This window comes from Achromobacter xylosoxidans, assembly GCF_002192695.1.
Classification (GTDB): Bacteria; Pseudomonadota; Gammaproteobacteria; order Burkholderiales; family Burkholderiaceae_B; genus Achromobacter; species Achromobacter xylosoxidans_C.
In genome coordinates this window covers 176,653-198,788 of record NZ_MTLG01000011.1, presented here as the reverse complement: position 1 = coordinate 198,788, position 22,136 = coordinate 176,653, and the positions used below count along the sequence as shown (strand labels likewise).

The window sequence follows — 22,136 nt, the reverse complement described above, 5'->3', positions numbered from 1 at the left end:
GGCCTCAGATGGGGTCCCAGTCGATCACGTCGGGCGAACGCTCCAACGCGTAGAAGTGCTTGCGCATGGCGGGCACGGCGATCTCGGCGATGCGCTCGGGCGTCCAGCCTTCGCCGTGGTGCACGGTGCGCAGCGGCCGCGGCTGGCTCATCAGCATGATCTCGTTGGCGCGCACCGCGAAGATCTGCGCGGTGACCTCGCTGGCGGCGTCGCTGGCCAGGTAGACGGCCATGGGCGCGACCTTGCCGGCTTCCATTTTCTTCAGCTTTTCGACGCGGGCTTTTTCTTCGTCGGTTTCAGCGGGAATGGAGCTGGTCATGCGGCTCCATGCGAACGGCGCGATGCAGTTGGAGCGCACGTTGTAGCGCGCCATGTCCAGCGCGATGGATTTCGACAAGGCCACGATGCCGAGCTTGGCCGCCGCGTAGTTGGCCTGGCCAAAGTTTCCGATCAGACCGGACGTGGACGTCATGTGCACGAATGCGCCAGACTCCTGTTCGCGGAAGTAGGGCGCCGCCGCGCGGCTCATGAAGAAGGATCCGTTCAGGTGCACGCCCAGCACCTGGCTCCATTCCTCTTCGCTCATCTTGTGGAAAACCCGGTCGCGCAGATTGCCGGCGTTGTTGACCACGGCGTCGATGCGGCCGAAGGCGTCGATCGCCGTCTGCACGCAGCGGCTGGCGCTGTCGTACGCGGCCACGCTGTCGGTGTTGGCAACGGCCTGGCCGCCCGCTGCCACGATCTCCTTGACGACCGCTTGCGCGGGGCCGTCAGCGCCGCCTTCACCGGTGAGCGATACGCCGATGTCGTTCACCACCACCTTGGCGCCGGCCTGGGCCATGGCCAGCGCGATGCTGCGGCCGATGCCGCCGCCGGCGCCCGTCACGATCACTACTTTTCCGGAAACTATGCCGCTCATTGAAGCTGACTCCTGTGCTGCGGCGCGCGCGCCGTGTGGAAAACAGTTCCGCATCAAACGCTCTGGTTCGAGGGGATGCACCATGGTAGATTCGACGAGGCATGCGAAGAATTCAAAATTAGATATGCCCCCCTTCTGCGTGGTGGAACATGAGACACGATCTGACGGACCTGCGTTTGTTTCTGAACGTGGGGGAAACACTCAATCTGACCCGGGCTGCCGAGCGCACCTTCCTGTCGCTGCCGGCGGCGAGCGCGCGGGTGAAGAACATGGAAGAGGCCTTCAAGGCCAGGCTGCTGGTGCGCATGGCCACGGGCGTGGCGCTGACGCCGGCGGGCGAAGTGCTGCTCAAGCATGCGAACGCCGTGTTCCGGCAGCTGGAATGCCTGAACGCGGACCTGCAGCCCTACGCCAGCGGCTTGAAGGGACGCCTGCGCCTATTGGCCAACACCACTGCCACCAATTCCTTCCTGGCCGATGCGCTGTCCACGTTTCTTGCGGAAAACCCTGATGTGGACGTGGAGCTGGAAGAAAAAATCTCCGGCGATATCGTCATTGCCATACGCGCAGGCCAGGGAGACCTGGGGCTGGTGGCGGGCAACATCGATGTGTCCGGCCTGGATGTCACGCCGCTGTTCCGAGATGAGCTCACCGTGGTGACCTCGCTGGACCATCCGCTGGCTGCCTCCGAGTCCGCGCATTTCGCTGACCTGCTGGACGCGTACCAGTTCGTCGGCATCCATCCTGATAGCGCCATCCAGACCTTCCTGGAAGACATCGCCAGCGGCCTGGGCAAGCGCATCTGCCAGCGGGTGCACGTAGGCAGCTTCGAGGCCGTGTGCCGCATGGTGGAGGCGGGCGCGGGGATCGCGGTGGTGCCGCGCGCCTGCGCCGCGCGCTACAGCCGCCCGGACGCGCTGCACGTGCTCAAGCTGGACGACCCCTGGGCGCTGCGCGACCGCCTGCTGTGCCGCCAGCGCGGACGCGACCTGCCCAGTTTCGCGGAATGCTTCATCGAGCACGTGCAGCGCGCGGCGCGCGGCCTGTAGCGCGTCCCGAAGAGGGGCTTTTGCAAATATGTAGCGGTGGCTTCACGGGTTCGGCAAATAATAAAAAAGGCGTCAGGCAGCAGTCCTAGAGCTTGGCCGCCCATAAAACCGAGAACCAGGAGACTGCCGTGACCGATCTACTACGCCGCCGCGCCATTGCGCGGCTGGGTGCTGCATGCGCTGCCGCCGCGCTGCCCGCGCTGTTCCCCAAGCAAGTCCGTGCCGCCGCGTGGCCGGCGCATGCCGTGAACTTCATCGTGCCTTTCCCCGCCGGCGGACCCGTGGATACGACCGCGCGCTTCACCACGCAGCCCTTGGGCCAGCTTTGGTCGGTGCCCACGGTGGTGGACAACAAGTCGGGCGCCGGCGGCATCGTGGGCGCGCAGTTCGCGGCCAAGGCCGAGCCCGATGGCTACAACTACTTCTTCGCCTCCATCCACCACGCGGTGCTGCCCAGCCTGCGCGGCAATCTGAGCTACGACATTACGCGGGACTTCGTGCCGGTCGGCATGGCGGCGGTGTTCCCCATCGTGCTGGTGGTGAACGCTGCGCTGCCCGTCAATTCGGTGAGCGAACTGATCGCCTATGCCAAGGCCAACCCGGGCAAGCTGTCGTTCAGCTCATCTGGCACGGGCGGCGGCACGCATCTGGCAGGTGAACTGTTCAATGCCATGGCCGGCGTGCGCATCCAGCACGTGCCCTACCGCGGCAGCGCGCCCGCCATGCAGGACCTGCTGGGCGGCCAGGTGCAGGTGATGTTCGCCGATGGGCCGTCCGCCGTGCCGCATCTGAAGGGCGGCAAGGTGCGCGCGCTGGGGGTGGGCAATCCCACGCGTTCCAGCATGCTGCCCGATGTGCCTACCATCGCCGAGTCCGGCCTGCCGGGCTACGAAGCCTACTCCTGGAGCGGCGTGATGGCGCCCAAGGGCACGCCGTCCGACATCGTCCAGCGCGTGAACGCGGACCTGGTGAAAGTGCTGTCGGATGCGGCCACCGCGCAGGGCATGATCGCGGCGGGTGCCGAGCCCAAGCCCGGCACCCCCGAACAGTTCGGCGAGTTCGTGCGCGATGAAATCGCGAAATGGCGCGACGTCATCAAGACCGCCAACATCAAGCTGGATTAAAACCGGCGCAGGGCTTCGCGCGCGGCGCGGTACTCGGATTCCAGCTGATCCACCAGCATCGCGGCAGGCAGGATTTCCTGCGCCGCGCCCACTCCCTGGCCCGCGCTCCACACATCCTTCCAGGCCTTGGGCCGCGAACTCTTGTCCATGTTCGCGGGCGGAGCCACGCCGTTCCTGGCGAGCTCCAGCGGATCCAGGCCCGCCGCCTGTATGCTGGCCGACAGGTAGTTCGCGGGCACGCCCGAGAAGTAGGGCGTGTAGGTCACGTCCGCCGCCTGCGCCTGCAGCACCATTTCGCGATAGGCGTCGCCGGCCAGCGATTCCTGCGTGGCGATGAAGCGCGTGCCCATGTAGGCGAAGTCGCAGCCCAGCACCTGCGCGGCCAGGATGTCCTTGCCGTGGCTGATACAGCCGGACAGCGCCAGCGGGCCGTCGTAGAAGGCGCGGATCTCGTTGACCAGCGCGAATGGACTGATCTGCCCCGCATGGCCGCCCGCGCCCGCCGCCACCAGAATCAGGCCGTCGACCCCGGCGTCCAGCGCGCGCTTGGCGTGCCGCACGTTGGTGACGTCATGGAACACCAGCCCGCCGTAGCCATGCGCGGCGGCGACCACGGCTTCGGGCGCATGCAGCGAGGTGATGATGAGCGGCACGCGCCGCTCGGCGCAGATGGCCAGATCACCCTGCCAGCGCGGATTGCTGGGGTGGACGATCAGGTTGACGCCGTAGGGCGCGATCGTGGCGTCCGGCGCGGCCTGGCGTTTCGCGGCCAGGCCGTGTTCGATGCGGGTGAGCCAGTCGTGCAGCTGTTCCTGGGGACGGGCGTTGAGCGAGGGGAAGGTGCCGATGATCCCCGCCGCGCATTGCGCCACCACCAGGTCCGGTCCGGAGACCAGGAACATGGGGGCGCCGATGACGGGGAGGCGGGTCTGGGCGTGCAGCGCGAGCGGGGGATTCATCTGGATGCTCCGGTGGTACTCAATTGGCCTGGATGTTGGCGCTCTGGATGACGTCGGACCACAAGGCGTATTCACGGTCGATGCGCGATTGCAGCGCCTTGGAGTCGCCGGTGTTGATGGTGTAGCCGCCGTCGGTCATGGCCTGGCGGAAGGCGGGATCGCTGGAGACTTCGTTCAGTGCGCGGGTCAGGCGGGCCGCCACGGCGTCGGGCAGCTTCTTCGGACCCACCAGCGCGTACCAGCCCACCACTTCATAGTCCTTCATGCCGGCTTCGACCATGGTGGGGACGTCGGGCAGTTCGGGGTTGCGGGTCTTGGAGGTGACCGCCAGGGCGCGCGCCTTGCCGCTCTTGACGAAGGGGATGGCGGTGCTGGTGATGTCGAACATGAAGGTGATCTTGCCGCTGATCACGTCCACCATGGCAGGCGAGTTGCCGCGATAGGGCACATGCAGCATGGGCGCGCCCGCCTGCTTTTTCAGCAGCTCGGCCGACAGGTGGTTGGACGCGCCGATGCCGGCGGAACCGAAGGACACGGCGTCGGGATGGGCGCGGGCGTAGGTGACCAGTTCGCTGACGTTCTTGGCGGGAATCTGCGGACCGATCAACAGCACGTTGGCGTAGTCCACCACCAGCCCGATCAGCGAGAAGTCCTTGCGCGGATCGAACAGCGTGCTGCGCTGTACCAGCGGCGACATGGTGAGGGTGGGGCTGGCGGCGAAGCCCAGCATGTAGCCGTCGGGCGCGGCCTTGGCGGTGGCGTCCGAGGCGATCATGCCGCTGGCGCCGGCGCGGTTTTCCACCACCACGGCCTGGCCCAGCTTGTCGCCCAGGTACTTGGCGAAGACGCGGGCGGTGGTGTCCACGGGGCCGCCAGGGGCATAGCCCACCAGCAGCCGGATGGGGCGTTCGGGATAGGCGTCCGCGCGGGCGCTTGAGGCCGTGGCGAGCGCCGCCGCGGCGGCGGCCGCGGCGAGCAGGGTCTTGATGTTCACGCTGGTGTCTCCTTGTGGGTAAGTAGCGGGTCGTGCAGCGGAACAGCAAGCCGCGGCTACGCCAGCCTTTCTTTCAGCGGCTGCTTGAGGATCTTGCCGCTGACGGTGGTGGGAATGGTTTCGATGGGGATGATTCGCGCGGGCCGCTTGTAGGGCGCCAGCTGCGCGCGCAGATGCAGCATCAGCAGGTTGGTGTCGACCGTGGCGCCGGGCAGGGGCTCGACGAAGGCGATGACTTCTTCGTTCTGGTCGGCGGTGGCGCGGCCGACCACCGCCGACAGGCGCACGCCGGGGAAGGCGTTGATGACGGATTCGACTTCCAGCGGATAGACGTTGAAGCCCGAGCGGATGATCAGGTCCTTGGAACGCCCCGCAATGAACAGCGCGCCGTGCTCGTCGACATAACCGATGTCGCCGGTATTGAGCCAGCCGCCGGGCAGCAGCGCCTGCGCGGTCTGTTCGGGATTGCGGTAGTAGCCCAGCATGACGCCGGGGCCGCGGATCAGGATGTCGCCGCGTTCGCCGGGCGCGGGTGCGCCGTTGTCGGGATTGCCGATGCGCAGCTCCACGCCTTCCACCGCGTGCCCGGCCGAGCAATCGCCGCGCGGCGCGTCGATGCGGGTGACGAACATGGAACCCGCATACTCGGTGATGCCGTAGCCGTGGTGCATGGCGACGCCGAAATAGCGCTCGGCGTCGCGCTTGAGGGTGGGGTCGAGTGCTGCGCCGCCCGTGTACAGGTAGCGCAGGGCAGGGGCCCGCAGCTCCGCGCGCGGCGGCGCCACGGCCATCATGCGGCTGAACATGGTGGGCACGCCCTGCAGGATGCTGACGCCCGGATGCGCCAGGGCCTTGAAGGCGTCGGCGGCGTCGAAGCGGCTGCGCAGCACCAGGCTGGCGCCGGCGTGCACCGTGGCCATCAGCACGGTGGCGATGCCGAAGATGTGCGACATGGGCAGCGCGGCGTAGCCGATGTCCTGCGGCGTCAGGCGGCGCGAGGCGGCTGAGACGCGGGCGAAATGCAGCAGGCCGCAGTGCGGCACGAGAACGCCCTTGGGCGCGCCCGTGGTGCCGGACGTGTAGATCACGGTGGCTACTTCGGCGGCTGAATCGCCGGTCTCGGCGTGCGTGGGACTGTCCGCCCGCGCAGCCTGCATGCCCGGCCCCCAGACGTCGGGATCGGCGTCGATGGCGCCGGCGTGCTCGGCGTGGGCTGCGGCGGCTGGCGAAATTCCGCTGGTGTAGAGCAGCAGTTCGGGCTGCGCATGGATGCGGATGGCGTCGATCTCGCGCGCGGACAGGCGCGCGTTCACGCCTACTGGCCAGGCGCCCGCCGCGCTGCAGGCAAACAACGCGGCGATCATGGCCGCGCAGTTTTCACCTGCAATCAGCACGCGGTGCCCGGGACGAACGCCCTGTTCTTCGAGCCACGCGGCCGCGGCCTGCACGCGCCGCCAGAACTGCGCGTAGCTCAGTTTGCCGCCGCCTTCCTCGTGCAGAAAGATGGCGTCGGGCCGCTGGCCGGCTTGCTGCGCCAGCAATTGATGGATGCGGGTAAGAGGGGCTGCCGGGGACATGGTTGCGTCGTTCAAAGCGTGGCCTGGGTGCCCAGGATTGCGGTGGATTGGCTGGACAGGGTGCCGCCGTTGCCATGCACCAGGGCCAGGTGCGCATCGGCAATCTGACGCACGCCACACTCGCGACGCAGCTGCCGGACGGCCTCGATCATGATGAAGACGCCGTACATGCCGGGGTGCACGCAGCACAGCCCGCCGCCATTGGTGTTAACCGGCAGCGTGCCGCCCGGGGCGATGGCGCCGCCCGCGATGAAGTCCTTGCTTTCGCCCTTGGCGCAGAAGCCCAGGTCTTCCAGGAACAGCAGGGTGTTGATGGTGAAGGCGTCGTACAGCTCCACCACGTCGATGTCCCTGGGTGTCACGCCCGCCATGGCGAACGCGCGCTTGCCGGATTCGGCGGCGGCGGTCACGGTCAGGTCTTCCATGGACGATATCTGGCGGTTCCAGACCGCGGTGGCGTTGCCCAGCACGTAGACCGGCGGGCGCGGCAGATCGCGGGCGCGCTCGGCGCGCACCAGCACGTAGGCGCCGGCGCCATCGGTGACCAGGCAGCAATCGCGCACGCTCAGGGGATCGGACACCATGCGGGCCGAGAGGATCTGGTCCAGCGTGGCGGGTTCGCGCAATTGCGCTTCGGGATTCAGCTGGGCCCACTGGTTCGCGGCCAGCGCCACCTGCGCCAGGTGCTCGCGGCGCGTGCCGTACTGGTGCATGTGGCGCGCGGCCGCCAGCGCGTAGGACGACAAGGGGCTCAGCGGCTCGTAGGGCGTTTCGTAGGGTTGCGGGTCGAACTGCTTGCGCACCCGGCCGATCTCGGCGCGGCTCAAGGTGGAAGTGCGCTGCGTGCTGCCGTAGCAGACCAGCACCGCATTGCACTGGCCGGACGCCAGCGCGTGCAGCGCCGGCAGCAGGTGCGCGACGAAGCTGGAGCCACCCAGCATGGTGCTGTCGATGAAGCTGGGGCGGATGCCCAGGTGTTCGATCACCGGCATGGCCCACATGGGCGCGGCCACGCTGGCGGTGCAGATGCCGTCGATGTCGCGCATGCTGAGGCCGGCGTCCGCCACTGCGCGCTGCGCCGCCTGCACCAGGATTTCCATTTCGGTGTAGCCCGCGGCCTGGCCCAGGCCGGCGTGGCCCACGCCGGCGACCGCCACGGCGCCGCGCAGATCGTTCAGCGTCATTGCGCCTCCTTGTTGGGTACGAAGACCAGGAGGCCGCGGCCGTCCTGCTGCGCTACCTGCGCGCGCACCGCCATGCCGATATGCACGGCATCTGGCGCCACGCCTTCCACGCGGCTCATCAGCCTGACGCCTTCCGGCAGGTCGATCAGCGCCACGTTGTAGTCGCCGCCAGCCTCGGGCTTGCGGCGCACCACGGTGGTGGAATAGACCTGGCCGCGTCCGTCGGGGGCGGTCCAGGCGAGCTTGTCCGCGCCGCAATGCGGGCAGATCATGCGGGGATAGAACACTGCGCGGTCGCAGCCGGCGCAATGCTGGATGAGGAAGCGGCCTTGGTCCAGCGCCTGCCGGTATTGCGCCTCGACGCCTTGCGGCGCGGCGGCCTGCTGATCGGGAACGGTCATGATGCCTACGGGTTCCAGTGGATGACGCTTGCAAGTGTCGGCACTGGCGGCGGGTTCGGCCATTCTTCATTGCTGAAGCAGGCCTTCCGCCGGCCCGTAGTGGGGCGCCCTATGTCCTGCGCGAAGCCCGTCTTCGGAAGAGGCAGATTGTCCGGCGTGCCGGGCCGTGGCTAGATACCGGAAAAGGAGCCCGACCATGAATCTGACCTGGACGCCGCAGGAGCGGCTATTCCGCGAAGAAGTGCGCGCCTTCGCCACGGACAAGCTACCGCAGGACATACGCGACAAGGTGCTGCGGCACCAGCGGCTGGAGCGCGAGGACTACGTGCGCTGGCACAACATCCTGGCCGACCAGGGCTGGGGCGCGCCGAACTGGCCTGTCGAACATGGCGGCACCGGCTGGAACGCCTTGCAGCGGCTGATCTTCGAGGTGGAGTGCTTCAAGGCCGGCGCGCCGCGCCTGTTGCCTTTCGGCCTGTCCATGATCGGTCCGGTCCTGATGAAGTACGGCAGCGCCGAGCAGCAGGCGCGCCTTCTGCCGCGCATCATCCGCGTGGAGGACTGGTGGTGCCAGGGCTATTCCGAGCCGGGGTCGGGGTCCGACCTGGCCTCGCTCTCGACCCGCGCGGTGCGCGATGGCGACGAGTACGTCGTCAACGGCCAGAAGACCTGGACCACGCTGGCCCAGTACGCCGATTGGATGTTCTGCCTGGTCCGCACCGATCCCGAGGCCCGCGCGCAGCGCGGTATTTCGATGCTGCTGCTGGACATGAGTACGCCAGGCGTGACCGTGCGGCCCATCCGCACGCTGGACGGCGGGCACGACGTGAACGAGGTCTGGCTGGAAAACGTGCGCGTGCCGGTGGCCAACCTGGTGGGCGTGGAGAACCAGGGCTGGACCTATGCCAAGTACCTGCTTGGTCACGAGCGCACCGGTATCGCCGGCCTGGGCCATTGCCACCGCGAACTGGGCGTGCTCAAGCACATGGCCGCGCAGGCGCAGTCCCGGGGCAAGCCCCTGCTGGCCGATAGTCGGTTCCGCGACCGCATCTCGCGCATCGAGGTGGACATCATGGCGCTGGAAATGCTGCTGCTGCGCGTGGCCTCCAGCAATGACGGCACGCCGGGGCCGGAAGCCTCCGTGCTGAAGATCCGGGGCTCCGAGATCCAGCAGGACCTGGCCATGCTGCAGATGGAGGTGGCGGGGCCGGACGCCTGGCCCTACGACCCCGATTGGCTGCAGGCGGACCAGGGATACAGCGGTCCGGGGCCTGCGCTTGCGGCCGCGGCCGGCGCGGGCTATGCCGACATGCGCAAGACCTCGATCTACGGCGGCACCACCGAAGTGCAGAAGGGCATCATCGCCCGCCTGGTGCTGGGCCTGTAGGCCCGGCCTCGCGCAACCCGACAGGAAGACGACGCATGGATTTCATCTATACCGAAGAACAACGCATGCTGGCCGACAGCCTGCGGCGGCTGGTGGACCAGGAATGGACGCACCCGCGCCGCCGCGCCCGCCAGGCCGCGGGCAAGCTGGATGCCGACGCCTGGGCCGCGCTGGCTGAACTGGGCGTGCTGGGACTGACCATCCCGCAGGATTTCGGCGGCTTCGGCGAAGTGCCCGCCAGCCTGCTGCCCGTGCACGTGGAACTGGGACGCGGACTGGTGTCCGAGCCGGTCATCCCCAGTGCGGTCATGGGCGCGGCGCTGATCGAGGCTTGCGGCGGCGAGGCGCGCGGCCTGTGGCTGCCGGCCATCGCCTCGGGCGACGCCATTGTCAGCGTGGCCTACCAGGAACCTGGCCGCCGCTACGAGGCCGAGCCGCGCGATTGCCGCGCCGGCAGGACGGCCGAAGGCTGGCGGCTGGAGGGCGTCAAGCATCTGGTCTGGCATGGCGCGGCGGCCACGGCCTGGCTGGTCAGCGCGCGCGGCGATAAGGGCCAGACGCTGCTGCTGGCGGTGCCGGCCGATACCGCAGGGGTACGGATCACCGATACGCCCACGCTGGACGGCGCGCGTTGCGCCCGGCTGGACCTGGATGCGGTCAGCCTGCCGCCCGAGGCCTTGCTGGCCGAAGGCGCCGCCGCCGACCAGGCCCTGGCGCGGTCCTTGCAGTGGGGCACGGCCGCGCTCTGCGCGCATGCCGCCGGCGCGATGGAACGGCTGCTGGAGATCACCGTCGACTACCTGAAGGCGCGCAAGCAGTTCGGCCAGCCGCTGGCCTCGTTCCAGGCTCTGCAGCATCGCCTGGCGGAGATGCTGGTGGCCAAGGAGCTGGCCTTGTCCATGGCCTATGTGGCGGTGGCGGCCCTGACCGAAACCGACGCCGCGCAGCGCCGCCGCATGATCGCCTCGGCCAAGCTGGAAGCCGCGCGCGCCGGACGCCTGGTGGCGCAACTGGCGGTGCAGCTGCATGGCGGCATGGGCATGACCGACGAGCTGGACGTGGGCGACTACTTCAAGCGGCTGACCGTCGTCGACCAGCTGCTCGGCGACACGGCCGAACAACTGGCCGTGCTGGAGGAACTGGCATGAGCGCGGCGGCAATCCAATCCGGGGATGGCGGCTACACCCAGATCCGCTTCACGCTGGAGCGGGGCGTGGGCCTCATCACGCTGAACCGGCCCGAACGGCTGAACAGTTTCACGGAAGTCATGCATGCCGAGCTGGCGCGGGCGCTGGACGCCATGGAGGCCGACAGCGGCCTGCGCGGGCTGATCATCACCGGCGCGGGGCGGGGCTTTTGCGCGGGCCAGGACCTCGGCGAGCGCAAGCCCGCCGAAGACGGCGCGCGCCGCGACCTGAGCCTGATCCTGGAGCGATGCTACCGGCCCTTGGTCACCCGGCTGCGGGCCTTGCCGGTACCGGTGGTGTGCGTGATGAACGGCGTAGCGGCCGGCGCGGGCGCCAGCCTGGCGCTGGCTTGCGACGTGGTGTTCGCGGTGGAGTCGGCGCGCTTCATCCAGGCCTTCAGCAAGATCGGCCTGCTGCCCGATGCCGGCGGTACCTGGTTCCTGCCGCGGCTGGTGGGTTCAGCCCGCGCCATGGGCGCGGCGTTGTTCGGCGAGGCGCTCAGCGCCCGGCAGGCGGAAGCCTGGGGGCTGATCTGGCGCGTGGTGCCGGACGAGGCACTGGCGGACACGCTGGCCGAAGTCGCAGATACGCTGGCGGCGGGGCCTACCCGCGCCTACGGCGCCACCAAGGCCGCGCTGCACGCGTCCAGCGGCAACACGCTGGCGCAGCAGTTCGACCTGGAATGCCGTTTGCAGCGCGAACTCGGCTACACCGACGATTACCTGGAAGGCATGCGGGCGTTCGCGCAGAAGCGTCCGCCGGCATTCACCGGCACCTGAGCGGGCGGTGCGTGGTCAGGGCGTCCGCGTTGCCTGGATCTGTTGGATGAGTTCGCGCGCGCAGCCCGGCAGCGCGTCGATGTCGCGCACCAGCAGCTTGCGTTCGCGCACTACCCAGGGCTCGTCCAGCTCGACCACGCGCAGCTTCATGTCGGCGCCATAGCGCCGCGCCGCGGAGTCGGGGATGACGCCGATGCCCACGCCCGCCTGCACCATTCGGCAGATGGAATCGAAGCTGTAGAGCTGGATGCGCTGGGGCAGGCGCTGGCCCACCTGTTCCAGCTGGTCGCGCAGGAAGGCGACCAGGGTGGAGCCTTCGTGCATGGTGATGAAGGGATAGCGCACCGCCTCGGCCAGCTTGATCTTTTCCTGGTCCTGCAGGGGATGGCCGTTGGGCACCACCAGCACCAGCTTGTCGGTGCTGAAGTGGATGGTCTGCAATTCGGGCGCGTCCACCGGGCCGGCCACGATGCCCAGGTCGGTGGTGCCGTCCAGCACGCCGCGCACGATGTCGCGGGTCAGGCGTTCCTGCAGGTCCACGGTGACGCCGGGGTGGCCGGACAGGAACTGCGCCAGGATGTCCGGCATGAATTCCGTGACCGCCGTGGTGTTGGCGAAGATGCGGATGTGGCCGCTGTCGCCGTCGGCCTGTTCCTGGAAGTCGTGCTTCAGGTGGTCCACCTGGCGCATGATGACCCGCGCATGCTGCAGCAGCTTCTGGCCCGCGGGCGTGATTTCCACGCCGCGGCTGTCGCGGTACAGGAGGCGGGTATTGAGCTGGTTTTCCAGCGCCTTGATGCGCACGCTGACGGCCGCCAGGGACAGGTGCGCCCGCTTGGCAGCCTGGGTCAGGCTGGGGGATTCGGCGATGTGGATGAACAGGCGTAGGTCGGCGAGGTCGAAGTGCATGGCCCATATATTACGGCGCGAGGTGGCGGGCTGGGGGGCGGGCACCCGATTCAGGCGCCGCAAACCCCTCCTTGAGCAAAAACGAATTCACAAGCGGGACGGCTTGCGGGCATGCTTCAGGCTGTAAAAACCCCAGCAGAGGATATCGGCATGACATCTACAGATCCGGCCGCGTGGATCGGCAGCGGCGAACGCAAGGCGGACGCCATGGACCCGGGCCACGCCGCGCGCATCGCGGCCACCCTGGGCGGCCCCGCGCCGGTCCAGGGCGATGCCTTGCCGCCGCTGTGGCAATGGGCGTTCTTCATTTCCACGGTGGACATGGACGGGCTGGGGACGGATGGTCATCCGGCGCGCGGCGGCTTCTTGCCGCCGGCCCAGGACCGCAACCGCATGTGGGCGGGCGGCCGGGTCGAATTCCGCCGGCCGCTGAAGGTCGGCGTGCCCGCCGAGCGCGTATCCAGCGTGATCGACGTCAAGGAAAAGACGGGGCGTACCGGCGCGCTGCTGTTCGTGACCGTGCGCCACGAGTTCCTCCAGGAAGGCGAAGTCGCCATCCATGAAGAGCAGGACATCGTCTACCGCCAGCCGACCCCGCCCAAGCTCTCGGGCAGCGAACCCGCGCCGCAGGCGCAGTGGCGCGATACCGTCGAGCCGTCGCCCGTCTTGCTGTTCCGCTATTCGGCGGTGACCTTCAACGGCCACCGCATCCATTACGACCATCCCTACGTGACCGGCACCGAGGGCTATCCCGGACTGGTGGTGCACGGCCCGCTCATCGCCACGGAGATGGTCGCCGCGTTTACCCGCGCCCACCCGCAGGCGCGCCTGACCCATCTGTCGTATCGCGGCCTGCGTCCGCTGATTGCGCCCACCCCCTTCCAGGTGGCCGGCCGCTTGACCGAGCCGGGCGTGGCCCAGCTCTGGGCCGAGCAGGACGGCACGCTGGCCCACCAAGCCGAATTGAGGTTTACCGAATGAGCATAGAGGCCCCCCGTCCCCTGGACGGCGTCACCGTCGTCAGCCTGGAGCACGCCATCGCCGCGCCGTTCTGCACCCGCCAGCTGGCAGACATGGGCGCGCGCGTCATCAAGATCGAACGTCCCGGCGGCGGGGACTTCGCCCGCGGCTACGACGAGCGCGTGCGCGGCCTGTCCTCGCATTTCGTCTGGACCAACCGGTCCAAGGAAAGCCTGACGCTGGACCTCAAGCGCGAGGAGGCGAGCGGCATCATGGAACGCCTGCTGGAAACGGCCGACGTGCTGGTGCAGAACCTGGCGCCTGGCGCCGCCGCGCGCCTGGGCCTGTCTTTTGATGCCCTGCACAAGAAGTACCCGCGCCTGATCGTCTGCGATATCTCGGGCTATGGCGAAGGTGGCCCCTACCAGGACAAGAAGGCCTACGACCTGCTGATCCAGAGCGAAAGCGGCTTCCTGTCCGTGACCGGCACCAAGGAAGATCCGGTCAAGGCCGGCTGTTCCATCGCCGACATCTCCGCCGGCATGTACGCCTATTCCGCCATCCTGAATGCCTTGCTGTTGCGGCAGAAGACGGGCCTGGGCAGCCGCCTGGACGTCTCCATGCTGGAGAGCATGGTGGAGTGGATGGGCTTCCCCATGTACTACGCCTTCGATGGCGCCACGCCGCCGGTGCGCGCGGGCGCGGCCCACGCGTCTATCTACCCCTACGGCCCGTTCCCCGTGGGCGGGGGCGCCACCATCATGCTGGGCCTGCAGAACGAGCGCGAATGGCGCGTGTTCTGCGCCCAGGTGCTGCGCCAGGCCGAACTCGCGGAAGACCCGCGCTTCATCTCCAATTCGCTGCGCACCGCCAACCGCGACGACCTGCGCGCGCTGATCGTGGCCGCCTTCGCCGACCTGACCATCGAACAGGTGACGCAGCGGCTGGAGGACGCGCAGATCGCCAATGCGCGCGTCAATGACATGGCCGGCGTCTGGGCGCACCCGCAACTGCAGGCCCGCGGCCGCTGGAGCCAGGTGGACAGCCCCGCAGGCGTTCTGCCCGCGCTGCTGCCTCCGGCCAGCAGCAACGCCTTCGCGCCGCGCATGGCGGCCGTGCCCGCGGTGGGCCAAAACACCGATGCGGTGCTAGCATCATTGGGATACGCGCCCGATAAAGTGGCGCAATTCCATGCATCGGAGGTCGTGTGACGCATCCCGTTGTCCGTAGTGCGCTGTTCGTGCCGGCGTCACGCCCCGAGCGCATCCCCAAGGCGCTGGCCGCCGGGGCCGATGCCGTCATCGTCGACCTGGAAGACGCGGTGGAGCATCTGGCCAAGGCGTCCGCCCGGGAAGCGCTGTGCGATTTCCTGGGGACGAACCCTGGCGCGCGGCTGTGGGTGCGGATCAACGACGCCTCCACCTCCTGGCACGACGACGACCTCAAGGCCTGCCGCGGCAAGCCCGGGGTGGCCGGCGTGCTGCTGCCCAAGGCCGAGAGCCTGGCGCAGGTGCGCCACGTGGTCCAGGCGGGCCTGCGGGTGATTCCCATCCTGGAAACCGCCCAGGGCATACTCAACGTTGCCGAGGTCGCCGCCACGCCCGGCGTGGAGCGCCTGGCTTTCGGCAGCCTGGATTACGGCCTGGACCTGGGTTTGACGCCCGATACGCCGGGCGCGGAGACGGTGCTGGACCAGGCTCGCGTGCAGGTGCTGCTGCACAGCCGCGCCGCAGGCCTGGCGCCGGCCCTGGATGGCGTGTTCCCGGGCGTCCAGGACCAGGCCGGGTTGTCGCACGCCGCGGCCCGCGCGCAGCAAATGGGTTTCGGCGGCATGTTGTGCATCCATCCCACGCAGGTGCCGGTGATCCACGCGGCCTTCGTGCCCGCGGCACAGGAACTGGCATGGGCGCGCCGCGTCATCGCCACGCACCGCGACACCGCGGCCGGCACCTTCATGCTGGACGGCAAGATGGTCGACGCCCCTGTCATCGCGCGCGCCCGGCTGGTGCTGGCGCAGGCGGGCGAAACCACCGGCATCTAGGCCGGTTCCGATCACTCCTTTCCGGCAGCACCATGGGCGAAGCGCTCTTCATCGGACACACTTACATCGACGTCACCGTGCTGGCGGACGAATGGCCCATGGGCGATGAAAAAAGCGTGGCGCGCGACTACGCCGTGTCCTTCGGCGGCAATGCGGTGACAGCCGCGTTCGCTTGCGCGCGGCTGGGCACGCCGCCAGACCTGATCTGTTCGTTGGCATCGGACTGGCTGGGCCATATGTACACGGACATGGCGGCGGCGCACGGGGTGTCGCTGCATGCGCGCAAGGTGGGCCGTTCGTCCCTGTCCTTCATCATGCCCAATCACGGCAAGCGCGCCATCGTGCGCGCGCGCGACGTGGACTACCTGAACGACTTTCCGCGGCTGGACATCGGCGGCTATCGCGCCCTGCACCTGGACGGCCATCAGCCTGACGCCGCTTTGCATTACGCGCAGGCCTGCCGGCAGGCGGGCGTGCTGACCTCGCTGGATGGCGGTGGCGTGCGCGAGAACACCGACGAGCTGCTGCGCCACATCGACGTGGCGGTCTGCGCGGAGCGCATGTGCGAGCAGCTGGGGCTTGCGCCGTCAGGCCTGCTGGAACTGCTGAAGGCGCGCGGCTGCCGCATCGGCGCGGTCACCATGGGCGAGCGCGGCATGCTCTGGTACGACGAGACGGGAACGGTGGCTGTCCTGCCCGCGCTGGAGGTGCCGGCCGCCAGCATCGTCGACACTTCGGGAGCCGGGGACGTGTTCCACGGCGCCTACGTCTGGTCCTATCTGAACAGGCCGGAACTGCCCTGGGTAGAGCACTTCACCTTCGCGCGTGCGGCCTCGGCCCACAAGATCCAGCATCTGGGCAATGAAGCGGGCCTGCCGCAGGTCGAGGACGTGGAGCGCGTGATGATGGCCTACGCGCCGAAGGAATAGCGGGCAAGCTCGCCCGCTGGCGCTCAGTCTGCGATGCGCGCTATCGGCTGGTCGTGGATCGCGGCGATCCAGTCGCCGATGGGCTTGCCTTGCAGCGCCAGGCCGGGGGCCAGGTCGCGCAGGGGCAGCAGCACGAAGGCGCGCAGGTGCATGCGGGGGTGGGGCAGCGTCAGCCGCTCATGGTCCAGCACGGCGTCGCCATACAGCAGCATGTCCAGGTCCAGGGTACGCGGCGCATTCTTGTACGGGCGCTCGCGGCCATGCCGGTTTTCCAGCGCCTGCAGCGCGTCCAGCAGGGCCAGCGGGGCCAGATGCGTGTCCAGCGCCGCCACCGCATTGACGAAGTCGGGGCCGGTGGCCTCGACCGGCGCGCTGCGGTAGAACGGCGATGCCGTCACCGTTGCGATGCCGTCGGTTTCCTGCAATTCGGCCAGGACGCGGCGCAGCGTGGCTGCGCCGTCACCCAGGTTGGCGCCCAGGGCGACATAGGCGCGCACGAGAGGGGGCATGGCTTAATCGGCCGCGGGCGGCGTGCCGCGCGAGGGCGAACGGCGCGGACGGCGGCGCTTGCGCGGGGCGGCGGGGGCGTCGCCGGCATCGCGCGGCTGGCGGGCCACCTCTTCGATCATTTCGCCGCGGGTGACGTCGTCGGCGTTGGCCAGGTCCATCCACCATTGCGCCAGCACGCTGTCGAACTCGCCGGCGGCGGCGCGCAGCTGCAGGAAGTCGCAGGCGGCGCGGAAGCGCGGCTGTTCGATCATGCGGTAGATGGTCTTGCCCATGCGGCGCTCGAAGCGCGGTTGCATGAACCAGATCTCGCGCATGTCCGACGAAAAGCGGCGCTGGATGGCGAGCTTTTCGGTCTGTTCGTCCAGCACCGAATCGGCGGCCTGCGACAGCGCGGGGATGGTGTGTTCGCCCTGTGCGCGCAGCTGCTTCCAGCGCGCCTCCACCTGTTGCCACAGCAGCGCGGCGAACAGGAAGCTGGGGCTGATGGTCTTGCCCGAGCGCACGCGCGCATCGGTGCGTTCCAGCGCCAGTTCCACGAAATGCTCGCCGCCGGGCTGTTCCAGCACCACGTCCAGCAGGGGCAGCAGGCCCTTGTGCAGGCCGTCGGCGCGCAACTGGCGCAGGCAGTCCATGGCATGGCCGCAGGTCAGCAGCTTGAGCATTTCATCGAACAGGCGCGAGGCCGGCACGTTTTCGATGAGCTCGGCCATGGTGCTGATGGGCTGGCGCGTGGCCGGGTCTATGGTGCCGTTGAGCTTGGCGGCGAAGCGCACGGCGCGCAGCATGCGCACCGGATCTTCGCGGTAGCGCTTGGCCGGATCGCCGATGATGCGGACCTGGCGCTTCTTGAGGTCGGCCACGCCGTTGTGGAAGTCGATGACTTCCTCGTTGTGCGGGTCGTAGTAGAGCGCGTTCATGGTGAAGTCGCGGCGCGCCGCGTCTTCTTCGTGCGAGCCGAACACGTTGTCGCGCAAGATGCGGCCGTGCTCGTCGGTCTCCTGGTCTTCCGAGGCGGGCGCGCGGAAGGTGGAGGTTTCGATGATTTCCTGGCCGAAGACCACGTGCACCAGCTGGAAGCGGCGGCCGATGATGCGGGCGCGGCGGAACAGCGGGCGGATCTGTTCGGGCGTGGCGTTGGTGGCCACGTCGAAGTCCTTGGGCTCCAGGCCCACGATCAGGTCGCGCACGGCGCCGCCGACGATGTAGGCGTCATAGCCGTGCTGGCGCAGCACTTCGCAGACCTTGATCGCGTGGCGCGATACGTTGCGGCGGTCGATGCCGTGCTTGTCGCGCTCGATGCGCAACGGCCCCCGGGCTGCCGGCGCAAATAGTCGGCCGACGAATTTTTTTATGGTTTCAGTGATCATTTAGGACTTCGAATCTTCCATGTGGTCGAACAAGTCGATCACCTGCCAGCCGCGTTCCTGGGCGATGCCGCGCAGGGTGGGGCTGGGGTTGGCTGCGATCGGGCGGGTCACTTTCTCCAGCAGGGGCACATCGTTGACCGAATCGCTATAGAAAAACGATTCCGAGAAATCCGCAAGCCCCAATCCCATGCCGGCCAGCCAATCGTTGACGCGCACCACCTTGCCTTCCTTGAAGCTGGGCGTGCCCAGGATGCGGCCGGTGTAGCGCCCGCGCAGGTATTCCGCGTCGGTCGCCACGAGGTGGGGCACGCCGAAGGCGCGGGCGATGGGCGCGGTGACGAAGCTGTTGGTGGCCGTGACCACCGCGCACAGGTCGCCGGCTTCCAGGTGCGATTGCACCAGGTCGCGCGCGGCGGGCGTCATGGACGGGCGGATCACTTCTTCCATGAAGTCCTCGTGCCAGGCCGCCAGGTCGTAGGGCGTGTGCGCGGCCAGCAGGCCGAGCATGAACTCGGCGGCCTGCTCGGCGGTGAGTTCGCCGCGGTTGTAGCGATCCATCAGATCGTCGTTCTGGCGGCGGGCTTCGGCGGGATCCCCGGCGCGGCCGGTGCGCGCCAGATAGTCGGCCCATTGGTAGTCGCTATCCAGCGGCAACAGGGTGTGATCCAGGTCGAACAGGGCGAGACGTCGGGAGGTCATGTGCGTTGTGAATCAGGATCTGCGAGCATGGCCCGCAGCAGGGGCAGGGTGATGGGACGGCCGGTGGCCAGGGAATAACGGTCCAGCGCGTCGATCAACGCCGCCAGCTTGCGGATGTCGCGCTCGTGGTGCGTGAGCATCCAATTGATGATTTCGGGCGCCAGGTGCATGCCGCGCTCGGCCGCCTGGGCCGACAGGGCTGCCAGCTTGTCGGCGTCGGACAGCGGGTCCAGGCGGAACACCAGGTCCCAGCCCAGGCGCGTGCGCAGGTCTTCGCGCAGCGGCATCGACAGCGGGGCGCGGTCTCCGGCCAGCGCCAGCGCGAAGGCGCGGCCGGTGGCGGCGGATTCGCGCCAGCGGTTGTAGAGCGCGAACAGGGCGGCCTGGCGGCTGTCGTTCATGCGGTGCACGTCGTCGACCGCGACGAACTTGGGCATGGGCGACTTGGAATCGGCTTCGGCCAGGCGGCGCAGCATGTTCTCGCCCGTCGCGGCGTCGATGTAGACGGCATCGGGACGGGCGGTCAGCGCGCGCAGCAGATGGCTGCGGCCGCAGCCGGCGGCGCCCCAGATATACAGGGCGCGGCCGGGAATCAGCGCGCGCACCGCCGCCAGCGCTTCCCCGTTGGGGCCGGCGATATAGTTGTTCAGCGATGGCGCTGGCGCGGGGAGAACGTCGAGCAGCAGCTGGCGGTTCATGGGAGCTTACAGGGTGCCGAAACGAGGCGGGTAGTACAGGTCAAATACAGCTATGGATCAATGCGGCCGGTCAAAACTGGCCTGCCAGGATTTTGGCCGCCGGGTTTTGGTCGCCAGAAACTGGCAAAATCAATACCGGCCAACCCTACACTTTAAACCACCTGGGGCCAAGGTGTCGCGTCCAAGGCCCTGGACTGGCTTGGGTTTGCGCCGATCCGGCCCTCCTTGCCGCGCCCCGGCCCAGCGCACCAGGTCCGTCCCTGTCCGAACCGCTTTCGCGGCGCCGTGGCGGGGATGATCCCTGCTTGCGCCCGCAACATCGTAAAATGCAGGGCGTTCCACCAAAATCCCAGCAATTGTTACATACCCCACGGCATTTCTCATGACGAATCAACCTACCGCCCCTCTGACCTACCGCGATGCCGGTGTCGACATCGACGCAGGCGACGCCCTGGTCGACCGTATCAAACCGCTTGCGGCGCGCACCATGCGTCCCGGGGTGCTGGCCGGTATCGGCGGCTTTGGCGGCCTGTTCGAAGTGCCGAAGTCGTACAAGGAACCCGTGCTGGTCTCGGGCACCGACGGCGTGGGCACCAAGCTGCGCCTGGCGTTCGACTGGAACCGCCACGACACCGTGGGTATCGACCTGGTCGCCATGAGCGTCAACGACATCCTGGTGCAGGGCGCGGAACCGCTGTTCTTCCTGGACTATTTCGGCTGCGGCAAGCTTTCGGTGGATACGGCGGCGGCCGTGGTGGGCGGCATCGCCAAGGGCTGCGAATTGTCGGGTTGCGCGCTGATCGGCGGTGAAACCGCCGAAATGCCGGGCATGTACCCGGACGGCGAGTACGACCTGGCCGGTTTCGCGGTGGGCGCGGTGGAAAAGTCCGCCATCATCACCGGCCAGTCGATCAAGACCGGCGACGTGGTGCTGGGCCTGGCTTCCAGCGGCGCGCATTCCAACGGCTACTCGCTGCTGCGCAAGATCCTCGAGCGCGCCAACGCCAAGCCCGACGACGATTTCCACGGCCAGCCGCTGGTCGACGTGGTCATGGCGCCGACGCGCATCTACGTGAAGCAGGTGCTGGCCGCCCTGGCCAAGCACGGCGCCAGCATCAAGGGCCTGGCCCACATCACGGGCGGCGGCCTGCTGGACAACGTGCCGCGCATCCTGCAGCCCGGCCTGTCGGCCCAGCTGCACCGCGCCAACTGGGAAATGCCCAAGCTGTTCCAGTGGCTGCAACAGCAAGGCCAGGTCGAGGACACCGAGATGTACCGCGTCTTCAACTGCGGCATCGGCATGGTGCTGGTGGTGGATCCGGCGCAGGCCGAAGCCATCGCCGCCACGCTGCGTGAGCAGGGCGAGACCGTCAGCACGTTGGGCGAGATCGTCGAGCAGAAGGAAGGCATGGCGCAGACCTTCGTGGTGTAAGCCCGCCGGTCCGCAACGAAAAACCGCGCCATGGCGCGGTTTTTTTGTGCCTGGCGCCTGGCTAGGCGCGTCCTGCCAGGGCGACGGCCATGGCGTCTATGGTCTGCGCCACGGCATCGGCGGCCAGGCAGTCGACGATGACGCGCTCGGGCTGGGCGCGCAGCCAGGTGATCTGGCGCTTGGCTAGCTGGCGCGTGGCGGCGATGCCCTGTTCGCGGGCGGTGGCCAGGTCGACCTCGCCGTCCAGGTGCGCCCACATCTGCCGGTAGCCCACGCAGCGCACCGACGGCAGGCCGGTGTGCAGGTCGCCCCGGGCGCGCAGGGCGCGGACCTCGTCGAGCAGTCCCTTGGCCAGCATGGCGTCGAAGCGCTGCTCGATGCGGGCATGCAGGGCGGCGCGGTCGGAGGGCTCCAGGCTGATGGTGAGGTACTGGTTGCCCGTGTCGTCGCGCGGACGCTGGCCGCGCAGCAGCAGGGCGGACATGGGCTGGCCGGACAGCATGCAGATCTCCAGCGCGCGCTGGATGCGTTGGCTGTCGTTGGGCGCCAGGCGCGCGGCGGTGACCGGATCCCGCTGCGCCAGTTCGGCGTGCAGCGCGGGCCAGCCCTGGATGGCGGCGCGCGCTTCCAGCTCGGCGCGCAGCGCCGGATCGGCCTGGGGCAGGTCGTCCAGGCCATCGCGCAGCGCCTTGTAGTACATCATGGTGCCGCCCGCCAGCAGCGGGATGCGCCCGCGCGCGCGGATCTCGTCGATCAGGCGCAGCGCGTCGGCGACGAAGTCGGCGGCGGAGTACGACTGAGTGGGATCGAGGATGTCCAGCAGATGCTGCGGCACCTGCGCCTGTTCCTCGGGCGAGGGCTTGGCCGTGCCGATGTCCATGCCCCGATAGATCGTGGCCGAATCGACGTTGACGATCTCCAGCGGCCAGCGTTCGGCCAGCGCCAGGGTGGAGGCGCTTTTGCCTGCCGCGGTCGGGCCGGCCAGGCAGATGACCAGCGGCGCCGCGTTGGGGGAGGCGGACGGCGACAAG

22 protein-coding genes are annotated in these 22,136 nt (G+C 68.5%); 10 read left to right on the top strand and 12 right to left on the bottom strand.

Annotation, left to right across the window (positions count from 1 at the left end; all coding sequences use genetic code 11):
- Nucleotides 1–4: 4 nt before the first annotated feature.
- Nucleotides 5–919, bottom strand: a complete 915-nt coding sequence (locus BRO63_RS03340; RefSeq protein WP_054457509.1) for an SDR family NAD(P)-dependent oxidoreductase — start codon at nucleotides 917–919, stop codon at nucleotides 5–7.
- A gap of 149 nt (nucleotides 920–1,068) precedes the next feature.
- Here BRO63_RS03340 and BRO63_RS03335 point away from each other — a divergent pair, with 149 nt between their 5' ends.
- Both BRO63_RS03335 and BRO63_RS03330 read left to right on the top strand, forming a co-directional pair.
- A complete protein-coding gene (locus BRO63_RS03335; RefSeq protein WP_059371537.1) occupies nucleotides 1,069–1,968 on the top strand; it encodes a LysR family transcriptional regulator in 900 nt (299 codons plus the stop codon).
- Nucleotides 1,969–2,096: 128 nt separating this feature from the next.
- Nucleotides 2,097–3,092 carry a Bug family tripartite tricarboxylate transporter substrate binding protein gene (locus BRO63_RS03330; protein WP_088138521.1) on the top strand — a complete coding sequence of 332 codons (996 nt, stop codon included), beginning with the start codon at nucleotides 2,097–2,099 and terminating at the stop codon, nucleotides 3,090–3,092.
- On the opposite strand, the gene BRO63_RS03325 is transcribed toward BRO63_RS03330, so the two are convergent.
- The 5 genes from BRO63_RS03325 to BRO63_RS03305 are packed head-to-tail and all read right to left on the bottom strand — an operon-like array spanning nucleotide 3,089 to nucleotide 8,207.
- Nucleotides 3,089–4,051: an NAD(P)H-dependent flavin oxidoreductase gene (locus BRO63_RS03325; protein ID WP_088138520.1), complete on the bottom strand. Its 963-nt coding sequence runs from the start codon at nucleotides 4,049–4,051 to the stop codon at nucleotides 3,089–3,091. The genes BRO63_RS03330 and BRO63_RS03325 overlap by 4 nt on opposite strands.
- Nucleotides 4,052–4,070: 19 nt before the next feature.
- The gene (locus tag BRO63_RS03320; RefSeq protein WP_088138519.1) at nucleotides 4,071–5,045 is read right to left on the bottom strand and encodes a Bug family tripartite tricarboxylate transporter substrate binding protein; all 975 of its coding nucleotides are present in this window, start codon (nucleotides 5,043–5,045) and stop codon (nucleotides 4,071–4,073) included.
- A 56-nt stretch (nucleotides 5,046–5,101) separates the two neighbouring features.
- Nucleotides 5,102–6,622 (bottom strand): class I adenylate-forming enzyme family protein, encoded by a 1,521-nt coding sequence (locus tag BRO63_RS03315; RefSeq protein ID WP_088138518.1) that lies wholly within the window; start codon nucleotides 6,620–6,622, stop codon nucleotides 5,102–5,104.
- A gap of 11 nt (nucleotides 6,623–6,633) precedes the next feature.
- Nucleotides 6,634–7,806, bottom strand: a complete 1,173-nt coding sequence (locus BRO63_RS03310) for a thiolase (protein WP_088138517.1) — start codon at nucleotides 7,804–7,806, stop codon at nucleotides 6,634–6,636.
- A complete protein-coding gene (locus BRO63_RS03305; protein ID WP_088138626.1) occupies nucleotides 7,803–8,207 on the bottom strand; it encodes a Zn-ribbon domain-containing OB-fold protein in 405 nt (134 codons plus the stop codon). The genes BRO63_RS03310 and BRO63_RS03305 overlap by 4 nt, the downstream gene beginning before the upstream one ends.
- 196 nt (nucleotides 8,208–8,403) lie before the next feature.
- On the opposite strand from BRO63_RS03305, the gene BRO63_RS03300 reads away from it, so the two are divergent.
- The 3 genes from BRO63_RS03300 to paaG are packed head-to-tail and all read left to right on the top strand — an operon-like array spanning nucleotide 8,404 to nucleotide 11,560.
- Nucleotides 8,404–9,594, top strand: coding sequence for an acyl-CoA dehydrogenase family protein (locus tag BRO63_RS03300; protein WP_088138516.1), 1,191 nt, complete (start codon nucleotides 8,404–8,406; stop codon nucleotides 9,592–9,594).
- Between the two features lie 35 nt (nucleotides 9,595–9,629).
- Complete coding sequence (locus tag BRO63_RS03295; protein ID WP_088138515.1) at nucleotides 9,630–10,742, top strand: acyl-CoA dehydrogenase family protein; 1,113 nt, start codon at nucleotides 9,630–9,632, stop codon at nucleotides 10,740–10,742.
- Nucleotides 10,739–11,560 (top strand): 2-(1,2-epoxy-1,2-dihydrophenyl)acetyl-CoA isomerase PaaG, encoded by an 822-nt coding sequence (gene paaG, locus BRO63_RS03290; protein ID WP_088138514.1) that lies wholly within the window; start codon nucleotides 10,739–10,741, stop codon nucleotides 11,558–11,560. Before BRO63_RS03295 ends, paaG begins: the two co-directional genes overlap by 4 nt.
- Before the next feature lie 15 nt (nucleotides 11,561–11,575).
- Here the strand turns inward: paaG and BRO63_RS03285 are convergent, their stop codons facing one another.
- Entirely contained in the window at nucleotides 11,576–12,469 is an 894-nt protein-coding gene (locus BRO63_RS03285; RefSeq protein ID WP_088138513.1) for a LysR family transcriptional regulator, read from the bottom strand.
- A 150-nt stretch (nucleotides 12,470–12,619) separates the two neighbouring features.
- On the opposite strand from BRO63_RS03285, the gene BRO63_RS03280 reads away from it, so the two are divergent.
- The 4 genes from BRO63_RS03280 to BRO63_RS03265 are packed head-to-tail and all read left to right on the top strand — an operon-like array spanning nucleotide 12,620 to nucleotide 16,399.
- Complete coding sequence (locus BRO63_RS03280) at nucleotides 12,620–13,450, top strand: FAS1-like dehydratase domain-containing protein (protein WP_088138512.1); 831 nt, start codon at nucleotides 12,620–12,622, stop codon at nucleotides 13,448–13,450.
- Nucleotides 13,447–14,640 carry a CaiB/BaiF CoA transferase family protein gene (locus BRO63_RS03275; protein ID WP_088138511.1) on the top strand — a complete coding sequence of 398 codons (1,194 nt, stop codon included), beginning with the start codon at nucleotides 13,447–13,449 and terminating at the stop codon, nucleotides 14,638–14,640. Before BRO63_RS03280 ends, BRO63_RS03275 begins: the two co-directional genes overlap by 4 nt.
- On the top strand, nucleotides 14,637–15,470 hold the full coding sequence (locus BRO63_RS03270; protein WP_088138510.1) for an HpcH/HpaI aldolase/citrate lyase family protein: 834 nt from the start codon (nucleotides 14,637–14,639) through the stop codon (nucleotides 15,468–15,470). The genes BRO63_RS03275 and BRO63_RS03270 overlap by 4 nt, the downstream gene beginning before the upstream one ends.
- 32 nt (nucleotides 15,471–15,502) lie before the next feature.
- The gene (locus BRO63_RS03265) at nucleotides 15,503–16,399 is read left to right on the top strand and encodes a sugar kinase (protein WP_088138509.1); all 897 of its coding nucleotides are present in this window, start codon (nucleotides 15,503–15,505) and stop codon (nucleotides 16,397–16,399) included.
- 23 nt (nucleotides 16,400–16,422) lie between these two features.
- On the opposite strand, the gene BRO63_RS03260 is transcribed toward BRO63_RS03265, so the two are convergent.
- From BRO63_RS03260 to hda, 4 genes are read right to left on the bottom strand one after another with little or no spacing between them, the layout of a single operon-like run.
- Nucleotides 16,423–16,908, bottom strand: a complete 486-nt coding sequence (locus BRO63_RS03260) for a 2-amino-4-hydroxy-6-hydroxymethyldihydropteridine diphosphokinase (protein WP_088138508.1) — start codon at nucleotides 16,906–16,908, stop codon at nucleotides 16,423–16,425.
- A 3-nt stretch (nucleotides 16,909–16,911) separates the two neighbouring features.
- The gene (gene pcnB, locus BRO63_RS03255) at nucleotides 16,912–18,276 is read right to left on the bottom strand and encodes a polynucleotide adenylyltransferase PcnB (protein WP_088138507.1); all 1,365 of its coding nucleotides are present in this window, start codon (nucleotides 18,274–18,276) and stop codon (nucleotides 16,912–16,914) included.
- Nucleotides 18,277–18,975, bottom strand: a complete 699-nt coding sequence (locus BRO63_RS03250) for an HAD family hydrolase (RefSeq protein WP_088138506.1) — start codon at nucleotides 18,973–18,975, stop codon at nucleotides 18,277–18,279. It lies immediately after the preceding gene.
- Nucleotides 18,972–19,673 (bottom strand): DnaA regulatory inactivator Hda, encoded by a 702-nt coding sequence (gene hda, locus BRO63_RS03245; protein ID WP_088138505.1) that lies wholly within the window; start codon nucleotides 19,671–19,673, stop codon nucleotides 18,972–18,974. Before hda ends, BRO63_RS03250 begins: the two co-directional genes overlap by 4 nt.
- Nucleotides 19,674–20,055: 382 nt before the next feature.
- Here hda and purM point away from each other — a divergent pair, with 382 nt between their 5' ends.
- Complete coding sequence (gene purM, locus BRO63_RS03240; protein WP_088138504.1) at nucleotides 20,056–21,105, top strand: phosphoribosylformylglycinamidine cyclo-ligase; 1,050 nt, start codon at nucleotides 20,056–20,058, stop codon at nucleotides 21,103–21,105.
- Nucleotides 21,106–21,166: 61 nt separating this feature from the next.
- Here the strand turns inward: purM and miaA are convergent, their stop codons facing one another.
- Nucleotides 21,167–22,135 carry a tRNA (adenosine(37)-N6)-dimethylallyltransferase MiaA gene (gene miaA, locus BRO63_RS03235; protein ID WP_179215026.1) on the bottom strand — a complete coding sequence of 323 codons (969 nt, stop codon included), beginning with the start codon at nucleotides 22,133–22,135 and terminating at the stop codon, nucleotides 21,167–21,169.
- Nucleotide 22,136 lies beyond the last annotated feature (1 nt).